Below are 13,352 nucleotides of genomic sequence, written 5' to 3'. Positions count from 1 at the left end.
CTGGGAACCGTCGGCCGGGAAGACAACGGACCCCGGTCCGGTTGGCAGAGGCGTGAACAGCACCGGGGCAGCAGCACGCGAGGTCGACGTGGTCGTCATAGGCGCAGGGCAGGCGGGCCTGTCCAGCGCCTATCACCTGCGGCGCACCGGATCCGAGCCGAAGCGTGACCTCGTGGAGCACGACCTCGTGGAGCACGACCTCGTGGAGCACGACCTCGTGGAGCACGACCTCGTGGAGCACGACCTCGTGGAGCACGACCTCGTGGTGCTGGACCACGCACCGCAGGCCGGCGGTGCCTGGCAGTTCCGCTGGCCGTCGCTGACGTACGGCAAGGTGCACGGAATGCACTCCCTGCCGGGCCTGGAGCTGACGGACGCGGACCCCGACCGTCCGTCCTCCGAGGTCATCGCGGAGTACTTCGCCACCTACGAGCGCACGTTCGATCTACGGGTACGGCGGCCGGTCGACGTCCACGCGGTCCGCGAGGGCGCGGCCGGGCGGCTGCTTGTCGAGACGTCGGACGGTACGTGGTCGACGCGGGCGCTGATCAACGCGACGGGGACCTGGGACCGGCCGTTCTGGCCGCGCTGTCCGGGCCAGGAGACCTTCCGGGGGCGCCAGCTGCACACCGCGCAGTACCCGGGACCGGAGGAGTTCGCCGGACTGCGGGTCGTCGTCGTGGGCGGCGGAGCCTCCGGCACCCAGCACCTGATGGAGATCGCCCCGTACGCGGCCGGGACCACCTGGGTGACCCGGCGGCCCCCCGTCTTCCGGGAGGGCCCCTTCAGCGAGGACGTGGGCCGGGCCGCGGTCGCCCTCGTGGAGGAGCGGGTCCGGCGGGGGCTGCCGCCGCAAAGCGTGGTGTCGGTGACGGGACTGCCCCTGAACGACGCGATCCGGCAGGCTCGCGCGGACGGTGTCCTGGACCGGCTCCCCATGTTCGACCGGATCACCCCGGACGGCGTCGCCTGGGACGACGGGCGGCACGTGGACGCCGACGTCATCCTGTGGGCCACCGGGTTCCGGGCGGCGATCGACCACCTGGCTCCGCTGCGACTGCGTGAGCCGGGCGGCGGCATCCGGTTGGAGGGCACCCGGGCGGCTGCCGATCACCGTGTCCACCTGGTCGGCTACGGCCCTTCGGCCAGCACGATCGGCGCCAACCGGGCCGGTCGCTCGGCGGTACGGGACATCAGGAGGCTGCTGGCGGAGGTGCCGGCCACCGCGTGACGCCCCGTCGGCCCCTGGTGCGGACGGGCGCGACGTGCCGGCCGGTCAGTGCGCGGGCGAGGCACTCTTCCGGTTCCGGTTGAACTCGGCGACGTTCCTCCGGTGCTCCTCGTAGCCTGCCGTGAAACGGGTGTCGCCCGGCTTGACGGTGACGAAGTACAGCCAGTCGCCCGGGGTGGGGTTGATCGCCGCGCGCATCGCCTCCTCACCGGGGTTGGCGATGGGTGTCGGCGGCAGCCCCATGCGCTGGTACGAGTTGTACGGGTTGTCGAGCTTGGTGTCCTTCTCGGTGGTGGCCAGGGTGCTGCGGTTCAGCGCGTAGTTGACGGTGGAGTCCATCTGCAGCGGCATTCCGCGCTCCAGCCGGTTGAAGATGACCCGGGCCACCTTGCCCATGTCTTCCTTGGTGGCGGCCTCCGCCTGGATGATGCTCGCGATCGTGACCGCCTGATAGACGTTCATCGCGTTGCGCTGCGCTCCGGCCGTGATCTGGCCGCCGTTGAACTTCTTGTTCGCGGTGGCGACCATGTACGACAGCAGCGACTCCGGGGTGGCCTTCTTGTCGAGCGGATACGTGGCCGGGAAGAGATACCCCTCCGGGTTGCCTTCCGCTTCGTTCGGCAGCTTCAGGGCCGCCTTGCCCAGGGACTTCTTCGTACTGCCGGCCGGCAGTCGGAGCGCCTTGTCCACGGCGTCGTAGACCTGGCCCGCTCGCCAGCCCTCCGGGATCACCAGGGACGCGGGCCGCTCGTCCTCCCCCTCCGTGGTCAGCAGCGGCACCGCCACGGCGGTGGCCGCGACAACGGCTCCGGTCGCGATGAGGGCGATCCGGCCCCGGCGCGTCAGTCGAATCGTGCTCCGTGGCGGAGTGTTGGTCTGCATGGGGGCACGGTAACCCGCTAAAGCCTACAAACCCGACATATCTTTATCCTGTCGGCTCCAGTTGAGCGTCTCGGCGGACGAGGGCGGCATAGCGGCCGTCGCGCTTCAGCAGTTCTTCGTGCGTGCCCCGTTCGGCCGCGCGCCCGGAGTCCAGGACCACGATCTGGTCGGCGCCCCGGATGGTGGACAGCCGGTGCGCGATGGTGAGCGTGGTCCGGTTGGCCGACAGCGCGTCGATGGCTTCCTGGACGGCACGCTCGGTGCGGGTGTCCAGGGCGCTGGTCGCCTCGTCGAGGATGAGTACGGGCGGGTCGCGCAGAATCGTGCGGGCGATGGCCAGACGCTGCTTCTCACCCCCGGAGAACCGGTGCCCGCGCTCCCCCACGACGGTGTCGTACCCGTCGGGCAGGGAGGCGATGTGCTCGTGGATCTGGGCCGCCCGGGCCGCCGCGTACAGCTCCTCGTCGGTGGCGTCCGGCTTGGCGAAACGGAGGTTGTCGGCGACCGACGCGTGGAACAGGTACGTCTCCTGGGAGACGACGCCGACCGCGCGGGCGAGCGTGTCGAAGTCCAGGTCGCGCACGTCGACCCCGTCGAGGGTGACGCGCCCGCCCGTGACGTCGTACAGCCGCGGCACCAGATAGCTGAGCGTGGACTTACCGGATCCGGTGGGGCCGACGACCGCGAGACTGCCGCCCGCGGGGACGGTGATGTCGATGCCCTCGAGGACGGGGCCGCCCTTGCCGTCGTAGCGGAACTCGACGTCCTCGAAGCGGATCTCGCCCTTGACCTGGTCGAGGTGGACCGGCCGCTCGGGCTCCGTGATGTCGATGGGGAGGTCGAGGTACTCGAAGATGCGCTGGAACAGGGCGAGCGAGGTCTGGATCTGGACCCCCGTCGACAGCAGGCTCACCGTCGGCCGGAACAGGCCCTGCTGGAGCGAGACGAACGCGACGAGCGTGCCGATGGAGATGGCCGGGCCGCCGAACTGGAGGGCCATGCCCGCGGTCCAGTAGATGACGGCGGGCATGGCGGCCATGACGATCGTGATGACGGCCATGCGCCAGCGGCCCGCCATGTTCGACCTCACCTCGAGGTCGACCAGGCTCTCGGACTCGTCCGCGAAGGACCGCGTGAGCGAGTCGGCGCGGCCCATGGTGCGGCCGAGGAGGATGCCGCTGACGGACAGCGACTCGGTGACGGTGGCGGCCATCGTGGCCATCTGCTTCTGGCGCTGCGTCGCGATCTTCTTGCGCTCCCGGCCGACCCTGCGGCTGATCCAGACGAAGACCGGCAGCAGGAGCAGCGAGACGACGGTGAGCCGCCAGTCCAGCGCGATCATCGCGACGATCGTGGCGACGACGCTCGTGAGGTTGGATACCAGCGAGGTGGCGGTGGAGGTGACCGTCGCCTGCATGCCGCCGATGTCGTTGGCGATGCGGGACTGGACCTCTCCGGTGCGGGTGCGGGTGAAGAACGCGAGCGACATGTGCTGCAGCCGCCCGTAGACGGCGGTGCGCAGGTCGTGCATGACGCGCTGGCCGACCGTCGTGGAGATCAGCGTCTGCAGCACGCCGAAGACGCTGGTGACGACCGCGCTGAGGATCATGCCGAGCGCGAGCAGGCTCAGCAGGCCGGTGCGGCCCTCGGGGATCGCGACGTCCAGGATCTCCCGCAGCAGGAAGGGCGTGGCGACGGAGACCAGGGACGCGGCGCCGACCAGGAGGCCGACGACGGCGAGACGCCCGCGGTAGGGGCGGAACAGCTTCAGGATGCGGCGCACCTGACGCGGCTGTTCGGCCTCGGCGGGTGGCGGGGTCCAGGTGGGGTGATCGGGACGCATGGGCTCCTACGGGAGGTGAGGCGACGACGATTGACGGAGCATAGCTCATTGTTACCTATACTCACAATGAACGGCATCCTGATATTGTTCCCGCATGACCACCCCCGATGCCGACGGCCTGCTCGCCGAGCAGCTGCTGCGGCTGACCCGCCGCGTGCACCGCATCCAGAAGCGCCATCTGGAGCAGCGCGCCCTGGGGATCACGCCGGCCCAGTCGCGGCTGCTGCGCACCCTGGCGCACTACGGCTCGCCGCCCCGCATGGCCGATCTGGCCGAGCGCCTGGAAGTGGTGCCCCGCGCTGTGACGACCCTGGTCGACGGCCTGGAGGTGAACGGCAAAGTGCGCCGGGTGCCCGATCCCACCAACCGCCGGGTGATCCGGATCGAGGTCACGGACGAGGGGCGCAAGGCGCTGCGGGAGCTGCGCGGCGCGCGCCGCTCGGCGGCCGAGGAGATCCTGGCCCCGCTGACGGACGAGCAGCGCGAGGTGCTCGGCGGGCTGCTGGACACCCTGGTCGACGGCACGCCGATTCCGGAGCCGCCCTGCTGACCGCGCGCAGGGGGGCGGGCGTGGTCTGCGCGGCCCGTCCCGATGCGTGCGACCGGTGCCCGGGACGGGCCCCCCGGCTGTTCCGGGTCCGTCCCGATGCGATCGGCTGACACGCAGGGCGGCCCCTCGGCCGCTCTGCCACCGGTGCTCGGTCAGCAGCGGTGCCGGTCCTCGGTGAGCGTCCCCTGTACGGTGACCAGGCTGCGGTCGTGACATCCGTCCGAGCCGTACAGGCGGTAGCGTTCGCGCGTGGTGGCGACCGCGTGCCGCTGGTCGCGCGGGACGTTCGCCGTGTACGTCGCGTCGCCCGTGTAGGTGTCGTCCAGTCGGGCCCAGGCGGTTCGACGGCCCCCGCGCGACTCGTCGACCGACGCCCGGTCCCCGAGGGTCAGCACGGTCCGCAGCCGGTCGCCGTCGCCGAGCGTCGTCGTACCGTCCATCGTGTATGTGCGGTGCGTGCGCGTCACGGAGGCCGGCCCGCGCCCGTCGACGGTGACCTGCTCATCGTCCGTCCAGGTGGCCTCGAGGCCGTCCGCGTTCTCGCCGTCGGTCCAGCGGTGCACGGACGTGTTGGCCAGGGTGTGGACCACGGTGGTCGTGACGCGCCCGTGCGAGGTGTCGACGTATCCGGAGACCGTCAGCCGGTGGCCGCCCTCGGTGTCCAGCCGGTGCCGGGAACCCGGCGTGTACGTCACGGAGTCGGCGACCTCTCCCGCCCTCACCTCGGTGAGTGCGCCGGAGACCTGCGCCCGCTCGGCGTCCTGCCACACCAGCACGTTGACCGGGGTGCTCCAGCCGCTCCCGCCCTCGGGGACCCCGGTCACGGAGACGTCGACCCGGTGCGGTCGCCCGTCGTTGAGAAGTCCGGCGAACGGAGTCAGGTCGTACTCGATCGGCTTGATGTCGAAGGCACGCGGGCCCGGGACCACGTACCAGAGGAAGGGGTTGGACCAGCCGCCGGTCCACACGGTCGGGAACGGTGCCGCGATGCCGGCGAGCCGGCCGTCCACCATGATCTGCACCTCACGGTAGGGGCCACGGGCGGCCTTGCAGGAATAGGGCGCGGCGTCCGGGACCGTCAGGTACCAGTACTCCTCGCAGCCGCCGCCGGATCCGGTCGCGTACACCTCGGCGACGATCCGCTCGCTGTTGCGGGGCGTGGTGAGCGCGCCGTCCCGCAGGGTGAGCACGCGGTCGGGGGGCGGGGCGGAGCCGGCCGCTGACCTGACGCGGGCGGCGGGCTCAGCGGGCCGACCAGGCCCGTCCGGCGTGCCCGGCCCGGGCTTCCCGGCCGCGTAGAAGGTCAGCGCGACCTTGACGTCGATGACTCCCGTGTACGTGTCGTCGACCACGTTGCCGATGAGCATCTCGACGTCACTGCTTCGCCGGAACGTGTCGCGGTAGCGCGTCACGTCCTTCTCGACGGACCACGCGATCCCGTCGGGCGAGGGCTCCGGGGTCGACGTGCGGAAGATTTCGACCCCGCCGATGTGCAGGTACCCGAGGCGGTCGAACTGCCGCCCCTCGACGGTGCCGTCGAGCCTCAGCACCACCTTGCTCCAGCGGGCGCCGCAGCCGCTCGGCGGGGTGTACCTGCCGCGGTACGGCGTGAAGTCACGGAACCGCGCCTCGGCGACGGTGACCCGGCAGGCACGGGTTCCGGGCTTCACGACGGGAGGGGCGGCCGTCAGCGGATCGTGCCAGTCGGTGCCGAACTCGGCGGGCGGGTCCGCCCCTTCGACGCTCTCGGCGCCTACGGTGCTCTCGGCGGCTGCGGCACCGGTGGGCGGGACGGCCGCGGGAACCGCCGGAGCGGAACTCACCCGGTGGGCCGAGGTGATCGCCGCGGCCGGATGCGCTCCGAGGAGAGTGCTGGCCGCAAGGATCGCTCCGGCGAGCATGGACATGATGACCGGTCTTCTCATGTGCGGTGTTCTACGGGGGAGTTGCCCCGCCCGCAACGAGAACCCGCGACTTGGCTCCCGGACGCCCGGTCACCCGTGGACGTCGGCAGGCCCCGACCTGGCGCGGCCGCTAGGCCTTCAGGCCCGCCTTGTCCCCCATCACCACCACGGGATGCCGATCCGGGTCGAGCGTGCGCAACAGGTAGTTCATACCGGGCTCGGAGAGGCTCACACAGGCTGACGTACCGCTGCCGTGGTCCATGTGGAGCCAGATGCTCCCGCCCTTGGACTGGCCCTCGGGCCGGGTCGGGTCGTTCGGCGAGGTGCCCTTGACGCGGTTGTAGTCGATGGCGATGACGTAGTCGAAGTCGTGCCAGTGCGACTTGGCCCAGTAGTGCGGCGCCTGGAAGGACGCGGACCGCGTGTACGGAAGCCGGGCCCCCGGGTCCGCGAGGACACCGCCCGCGTCGCTGAGGGTGAACACGCCGACGGGGCTGCGCTTGTCGCCCTCGTGATGGTCGGTGGTCCAGCCCTTCTTGCCGTTGTGGCCCTTCCAGGTGCGGGTCCGGTCCCACGTGGCGCCGTGCTTCGTGTAGAGAACGACAGTCGAGTCGGCGGAGTCCTTGCCCTCGCCGTAGACCGCCACGACCTGGCGGGAGTTGGCGGGAATCTGCTTGTACAGCCGGTCGCCGACGTCCGGGATGCGCTTCAGATCGACGGTGCGCGCCTCGGCCCCACCGGCCTTGCGGGCGGACCCGCCGTCGCCCTTCGATCCGCTTCCCCCGTCCGAGCCACCACAGGCCGACAGGGACAACAGAAGAACACCGCAGGCCGCCGCAGCGACCCCCTTGCACATCGAACCGCTCGTACCGCCTGTTTGCATGCGGTACATGGTCGCACCACGCGTCGGCCCCCTGTCCCCGACCCCCTCGCTTCCCGGCCAAAAGCGGGCAGTTCGGGCCGATTCTTTGCCCTGCGGTGAAAAACCGTTTGCCTCCGACCACGCTCCGACGCGAACCTTTCACGGTTTGCTGTCGGCTTTCACGACCGGATCCCCGGCGGCCGTCCTGGCAGTCCGGTGCCCGTCCGCGCGGCCCGCCACCGGTCGGGGCCGGTGCCCACCCGGCCCGCGGGCCGGTCCGCCGTCGGCCCTCGCGCCCTCCACCCCCTGACACGAGCCACTGGGACACCATGCAGATCCAAGACCTTCCCTACCCCGACCCGGGAGTGCCGGACGCACGCTCGGGACCCCGATTCCTGTGGTGGCTCGGCCGCAATCAGCTGGGCGGACAGCTCAAGGCCCTCGCCTGGGGTCTGCTGCACTTCGTCGCCGTCTCCGGGCTGCCCTTCTGTGTGGGCCTGGCCGTCCAGGCCGTCGTCGACCGGTCCGGCACCCGGCTCGCCCTCACCGGCGGGCTGATGGTGCTCTGCGGCGCGGCCATCGCGCTCGGCGAGACGATGCTGCACCGCACCGCCGTCACCAACTGGATCACCGCCGCCGCCCGCGTCCAGCAGCTGCTGGCCCGCAGGACGGCCCAACTGGGCTCGGCGCTGACCCAGCGCGTGGCGGCCGGAGAGGTCGTCGCCGTCTCCACGGGCGACGTCGAGAAGATCGGCTGGTTCGTCGAGGCCCTGTCCCGGTTCGTGGCGGCCGCGCTCACCGTCGTGCTGGTCTGCATCGGTCTGGTCGTCTACCAACCCGCCCTCGGTGTCGTCGTGGCCGTCGGCGTGCCCGTCCTGGCACTCGCCGTGCTGCCTCTCCTGCCGCCCGCCACCCGCCGCGCCGACCAGCAGCGCGAGAAGGCGGGACGCGCCACCGAGCTGGCCTCCGACACGGTCGCGGGCCTGCGCGTGCTGCGCGGCATCGGCGGCGAGGAGCTCTTCCTCGACCGCTACCGGCGGGCCTCCCAGGAGGTCCGCCGGGCCGCCGTGCGCAGTGCCCGGATGTGGGCGCTGATCTCGGCGATCCAGGTGCTGCTGCCCGGCCTGCTGCTCGTCGCGGTCGTCTGGCACGGGGTACGGCTGGCCCGCGACGGGCGGATCTCGGTCGGCGAGCTCGTCACGGTGTACAGCGCGGTCATGCTCCTCACCTATCCGCTGAGGCACTTCGAGGAGATCGCCATGGCGTACTCCTTCTCGCGGCCCTCCGCCAAGCGAGCCGCTCACGTGCTGTCCCTGGAACGGGTCACGGACACCGCCGGCTCACGCGACGCCGTCGTGCCGGCCGGCGACCTGTACGACCCCGCGACCGGGCTGCTGGCGCCCTCCGGCCGGTTCACCGCCGTGGTGTGCGGCGACCCGGACGCGGCGGGCGTACTGGCGGAACGGCTCGGCGGGCATGCGACGGGCGAGGAGACCACCGTCTCCGCGCTGCTGGGCGGGGTGCCGCTGGACGAGCTGCCGCTCGACTCCGCCCGGACGGCCGTCCTGGTCCAGGACAAGGACCCCGTGCTCCTGTCGGGCTCGCTGCGCGAGCTGCTCGACGTGCCGTCGTCCGGTGCGGTGAGTGCCGCCGAGGCTCTCACCGCGGCGCAGTGCGGCGACGTCCTGGACGCGCTGACCCAGGGGTCACTGGACGCCGGTGATCCGATGGACGCACGGATCACCGAGCGCGGCCGGTCGCTGTCGGGCGGCCAGCGCCAGCGGCTGGCTCTCGCCCGGTCCCTGATCACGGACCCGGAGGTGCTGGTCCTGGACGAGCCCACGTCCGCCGTCGACTCGCACACGGAGGCACGGATCGCCGACGGTGTCCGCTCCCTGCGGGCCGGCCGTACCACGGTCGTCCTCACCTCCTCGCCCCTGCTCCTGGACCGGGCGGACCGGGTCGTGCTCGTCGACGGAGGCGGGGTCGCCGCGGTCGGCGTGCACCGCGACCTGGTGCACAGCGAGCCCCGGTACCGCGCCGTGGTGACACGGGAGACCGACGACGAGCCCGCATCCGGCACCGCCCGGCGGGACACGCACGCTCTGGACGACGCGCCCGGCGGCCGGTCCACGGGGCGCCCCGCTCCGGAAACGATCGACGCACTGGAAGAGATCGAGGAGACCGCATGATCGGCCTGGCGCCACCGGCGTACGACCCGGCGGCACCGACGACGGCGAACACGCTGCCCGTCGGAGCCCCCGAGACCGTCCGCGCCTACGTGACCGAGCTGTTCCGACGGCACCGCCGGCCCTTCCTGCTGCTCGTCACGGTCAACACGATCGCCGTCGTCGCCTCGATGGCCGGGCCCTACCTGCTCGGCTCGGTCGTCGAGGGGGTATCGGACGACGCCCGTGAACTGCATATGGAACGCACCGCGGCGCTGTTCGTCCTGGCCCTCGTCGTCCAGGTCTTCTTCGTCCACCAGGTCCGGCTGCGGGGAGCCGTGCTCGGTGAGCGGATGCTGGCCGACCTGCGCGAGGACTTCCTCGTACGGTCCGTGGGACTGCCGCCCGGAGTCCTCGAGCGGGCGGGCACCGGCGACCTGCTGTCCCGGATCACCACGGACGTCGACCGGCTGGCCAACGCGATGCGCGAGGCCGTGCCGCAGCTGTCCATCGGTGTGGTGTGGGTGGCGCTGCTGCTCGGCGGACTCGCCGTGACCGCTCCGCCGCTCGCCCCCGCCGTACTGGTCGCCGTGCCGCTCCTGGTCATCGGCTGCCGCTGGTACTTCGACCGAGCGCCCGCCGCCTACCGCTCGGAGGCCGCCGGCTACGCCGCGGTCGCGGCCGTCCTCGCCGAGACCGTGGACGCCGGGCGCACCATCGAGGCCCACCGCCTCAGCGAGCGCCGCATCGACCTGTCGGACCGCCGGGTCAAGGAGTGGACGGCGTGGGAGCGCTACACCCTCTGGCTGCGCTCGGTCCTCTTCCCCGTCATCAACGTCACGCACGTCACGGTCCTCTGCTCGGTCCTGATGATCGGCGGTGTCTTCGTCCTCCAGGGGTGGATCGGCGTCGGCCAGCTGACGACGGGCGCGCTCATCGCCCAGATGCTCGTCGATCCGGTGGGTCTGATCCTGCGGTGGTACGACGAGCTCCAGGTCGCGCAGGTGTCGCTGGCCCGGCTGGTGGGCGTGCGGGACATCGAGCCGGACGAGGGCGATCCGACGGTGGTCCCCGAGGGACGCGACGTGCACGCGGACCGGGTCCACTTCGGCTACCGCGCCGGCGTCGACGTCCTGCGCAAGGTCTCGCTGGAGGTCGCCCCAGGCACCCGGCTCGCCCTGGTCGGTCCGTCCGGCGCGGGCAAGTCCACGCTCGGCCGGCTCCTCGCCGGCATCTACGCGCCCCGCGACGGCCGGATCACCCTGGGCGGTGCCGAACTGTCCCGCATGCCCGCCGAGCAGGTGCGCTCCCACGTCGCCCTCGTCAACCAGGAGCACCACGTCTTCGTGGGTTCTCTGCGCGACAACCTGCTGCTCGCCCGGACGGCCGCCGACGACGTTGAGCTGTGGGCGGCGCTCGGCGCGGTCGACGCGGACGGGTGGGCACGGGCGCTGGACGACGGTCTGGACACCGAGGTCGGCTCCGGCGGGTTCGCGCTCACCCCGGCGCAGGCCCAGCAGGTCGCGCTGGCCCGCCTGGTGCTCGCGGACCCGCACACCCTGGTCCTGGACGAGGCCACCTCGCTCCTGGACCCGCGCGCGGCCCGCCACCTGGAACGCTCGCTGGCCCGCGTCCTCGACGGCCGCACCGTCGTCGCCATCGCGCACCGGCTGCACACCGCCCACGACGCCGACGTCATCGCCGTGGTCGAGAACGGCCGCATCAGCGAGCTGGGCAGCCACGACGAGCTGGTCACCGCGGACGGCGCGTACGCGGCACTGTGGCGGTCGTGGCACGGGTGAGCAACGGCGGCCAACACCGGAAGTCCGGTGGGCGCCCGGACGTCCACCGGCGGCCGGTACCGGTACTCCGGTGGGGGCGGGCCCGCCGAAGTACCGGTGGACCCGCCCCCACCGGCTCCGGTCGCCCCGGCGTCCGGGGGCGGTGACGTCCGTCTGCCACCACGTCCCGTTGCGCGCTGTCGATGTTGGGTGGAAGGCTGGAAACCGGCACCGGCTCGTGGAGTGCCCCTGAACCTTCCGGTTCGAGAGGGGCGCGGCCTGTGCCACGCGGTCCCCGCTCCGCCGTGCGGTACGGCGGGACCGGATCCGCCCCACCACCTGGAGGTACCCGTGGACAGCGCCGACGGATGGGGAGACGACGTCTACCAGCCCGACGGCTCCGAGGTGCAGGACGACGCGGGGCTGCTCGACGCCGAGGACACCCTGGAGACCGACGGCGTCGACGACCCTCTGGACCGGGGCTGGTCTCCGCCCGAGCGGCCCTGGGCGGTGGAACACACCGGTGTGACCGCCGAGGAACGCCGGCACGGCGAGACCCTCGACCAGCGCCTCGCGGAGGAGCTGCCCGACCTCGCAGTGGGTGACGGAGACGGCATCGGAGACTCCGACGACACCGACGGCGAGCCTTTGGACAACGAGGTGGGCGCCGCCCGCTCCGGCCGCCTGGTGGCACCCGACGAGGGTGCGCACGAGGACGAGGAGAGCGGGCTGATCGCCACTGACGTGGGCATCGACGGGGCCGCGGCCTCGGCCGAGGAGGCCGCGATGCACGTGGTCGACGAGGACACTCTCCCGGGCTGAGACCGCCGCCCCCTGCCTCACCCGCCCCGCCCCACCCGAGGAGCTGCCATGCAGCAGGACAAGCACCCCGACTACCATCTGGTCGTGTTCCGCGACCGCTCCGCCGGCTACGCCTTCCTCACCCGGTCGACGGCGGACAGCAGCCAGACCATCGACTGGGACGACGGGAACACGTACCCGGTCGTCGACGTGGAGATCTCCTCGGAGAGCCACCCCTTCTACACCGGCAAGGCACGGACCGTGGACTCGGAGGGCCGTGTGGCCGCGTTCGAGCGGCGGTACGGGGGCGCCGCCTCCGCGCCCGGCGACGCCGGCTGACCCCGCCTGCGGCCGGACCGGCATGGCAGTCCGCGTCGCCCACGGGTCCGGGCCGGGCGCGGGTCCGGTGCGGCCGGTTCCGCCTCGGAGCCGGTACGGGCGGATGCGGCTCAGATGAAGTTCAGCGCCGCCGCGCAGCCCACCCCGCCCAGGAGCATGAACGCCGGCATCAGCACCTTCAGCTCGACCCAGCTGCCGGCCCGGAACCGCATGACCTTCGGCGGACCGATCGGGTACCACCGCTTCCGTCCGACGGGGATGGGCCACAGGATCGGGCAGCCCGACACCGTCAGCGCGTCCCCGATGTCGTGCACGAGGGCCCCCAGCAGGATCGGCAGCCCCAGCCACAGGTACTCCTGGCCCGGTTCGGTGAACAGCCAGTCCGCGCCGTTGCCCGGCTTGTCCAGGATCCCGGCCAGGATCCAGGCACTGGTCGCGGCCAGCAGCCAGACCAGCACGTCGCTGCTCGACCCGCGGGCCGCGCGCCACAGCAGGCCCTCGATGGCCAGCACCAGATGGACGAACAGGATCGTCAGGACCGCCCAGCGTCCTCCGGTGACCGCGGCCGCCGAGCTGCCCGCGCCTATCAGCACCGCCCAGAGCCAGGTGTGCGTCAGCGTGCGGTGTCCGCCGGAACGACGCGGGTCGCCTTGCTTCCGAGTCGACTTGTAGACGGCGTAGGAGAGCTTGTCGACGATCTCGCACAGGCCTCGCGAGAGAGGTCCGAAGGCCCGCGAGATGGTCGCCGCCTTGTGGTCCAGGTCGGGCGCGAGCGCGCCACCGGCGCAGACCAGGGCACCGACCAGGAGGACCGGCCAGGGCATGGTGTGACCGGTCGCTGCCGCCGCCGCGCCGACGCCCAGCCAGGCCGCGGCCCCCGACAGTGAGTGTGCTGGTCCCATCATGGCCGTGCCCCGCCCTATTCCCGCTGTGCCGTCGTCGAGTTGCCCACGCGCGCTGCCGCTTCGTCGGCGCCACAGCGTAACGTTCG

11 protein-coding genes are annotated in these 13,352 nt (G+C 72.1%); 6 read left to right on the top strand and 5 right to left on the bottom strand.

What is annotated here, in order from left to right:
- The first annotated feature begins 52 nt into the window (after window positions 1-52).
- A complete protein-coding gene (locus AC0ZLC_RS06290; RefSeq protein ID WP_476750878.1) occupies window positions 53-1,231 on the top strand; it encodes an NAD(P)-binding domain-containing protein in 1,179 nt (392 codons plus the stop codon).
- Window positions 1,232-1,276: 45 nt separating this feature from the next.
- Here the strand turns inward: AC0ZLC_RS06290 and mltG are convergent, their stop codons facing one another.
- Together mltG and AC0ZLC_RS06280 are read right to left on the bottom strand one after the other, a co-directional pair.
- The gene (mltG, locus tag AC0ZLC_RS06285) at window positions 1,277-2,113 is read right to left on the bottom strand and encodes an endolytic transglycosylase MltG (RefSeq protein ID WP_476750877.1); all 837 of its coding nucleotides are present in this window, start codon (window positions 2,111-2,113) and stop codon (window positions 1,277-1,279) included.
- Window positions 2,114-2,156: 43 nt separating this feature from the next.
- Entirely contained in the window at window positions 2,157-3,956 is a 1,800-nt protein-coding gene (locus tag AC0ZLC_RS06280) for an ABC transporter ATP-binding protein (RefSeq protein ID WP_476750876.1), read from the bottom strand.
- A gap of 94 nt (window positions 3,957-4,050) precedes the next feature.
- Between AC0ZLC_RS06280 and AC0ZLC_RS06275 the strand changes: the two genes are divergently transcribed.
- Window positions 4,051-4,506 carry a MarR family winged helix-turn-helix transcriptional regulator gene (locus AC0ZLC_RS06275; RefSeq protein ID WP_476750875.1) on the top strand — a complete coding sequence of 152 codons (456 nt, stop codon included), beginning with the start codon at window positions 4,051-4,053 and terminating at the stop codon, window positions 4,504-4,506.
- A 152-nt stretch (window positions 4,507-4,658) separates the two neighbouring features.
- Here AC0ZLC_RS06275 and AC0ZLC_RS06270 read toward each other — a convergent pair whose 3' ends face one another.
- Both AC0ZLC_RS06270 and AC0ZLC_RS06265 read right to left on the bottom strand, forming a co-directional pair.
- Entirely contained in the window at window positions 4,659-6,431 is a 1,773-nt protein-coding gene (locus AC0ZLC_RS06270; RefSeq protein ID WP_476750874.1) for a peptide-N4-asparagine amidase, read from the bottom strand.
- 109 nt (window positions 6,432-6,540) lie between these two features.
- Entirely contained in the window at window positions 6,541-7,293 is a 753-nt protein-coding gene (locus AC0ZLC_RS06265) for a hypothetical protein (RefSeq protein ID WP_476750873.1), read from the bottom strand.
- A 308-nt stretch (window positions 7,294-7,601) separates the two neighbouring features.
- On the opposite strand from AC0ZLC_RS06265, the gene AC0ZLC_RS06260 reads away from it, so the two are divergent.
- The 4 genes from AC0ZLC_RS06260 (at window position 7,602) to AC0ZLC_RS06245 (ending at window position 12,361) form a co-directional block, all read left to right on the top strand.
- Complete coding sequence (locus AC0ZLC_RS06260) at window positions 7,602-9,464, top strand: ABC transporter transmembrane domain-containing protein (RefSeq protein WP_476750872.1); 1,863 nt, start codon at window positions 7,602-7,604, stop codon at window positions 9,462-9,464.
- Window positions 9,461-11,242: an ABC transporter ATP-binding protein gene (locus AC0ZLC_RS06255; RefSeq protein ID WP_476750871.1), complete on the top strand. Its 1,782-nt coding sequence runs from the start codon at window positions 9,461-9,463 to the stop codon at window positions 11,240-11,242. Before AC0ZLC_RS06260 ends, AC0ZLC_RS06255 begins: the two co-directional genes overlap by 4 nt.
- 330 nt (window positions 11,243-11,572) lie before the next feature.
- Window positions 11,573-12,043 (top strand): DUF5709 domain-containing protein, encoded by a 471-nt coding sequence (locus tag AC0ZLC_RS06250; protein WP_476750870.1) that lies wholly within the window; start codon window positions 11,573-11,575, stop codon window positions 12,041-12,043.
- A 48-nt stretch (window positions 12,044-12,091) separates the two neighbouring features.
- On the top strand, window positions 12,092-12,361 hold the full coding sequence (locus AC0ZLC_RS06245) for a type B 50S ribosomal protein L31 (protein ID WP_358851187.1): 270 nt from the start codon (window positions 12,092-12,094) through the stop codon (window positions 12,359-12,361).
- Between the two features lie 110 nt (window positions 12,362-12,471).
- On the opposite strand, the gene AC0ZLC_RS06240 is transcribed toward AC0ZLC_RS06245, so the two are convergent.
- Window positions 12,472-13,266 (bottom strand): metal-dependent hydrolase, encoded by a 795-nt coding sequence (locus AC0ZLC_RS06240; RefSeq protein WP_476750869.1) that lies wholly within the window; start codon window positions 13,264-13,266, stop codon window positions 12,472-12,474.
- Between the last annotated feature and the right edge of the window lie 86 nt (window positions 13,267-13,352).

Source organism: Streptomyces sp. GLSS-08 (assembly GCF_056387915.1).
This window is presented reverse-complemented; position numbering and strand designations above follow the sequence as displayed.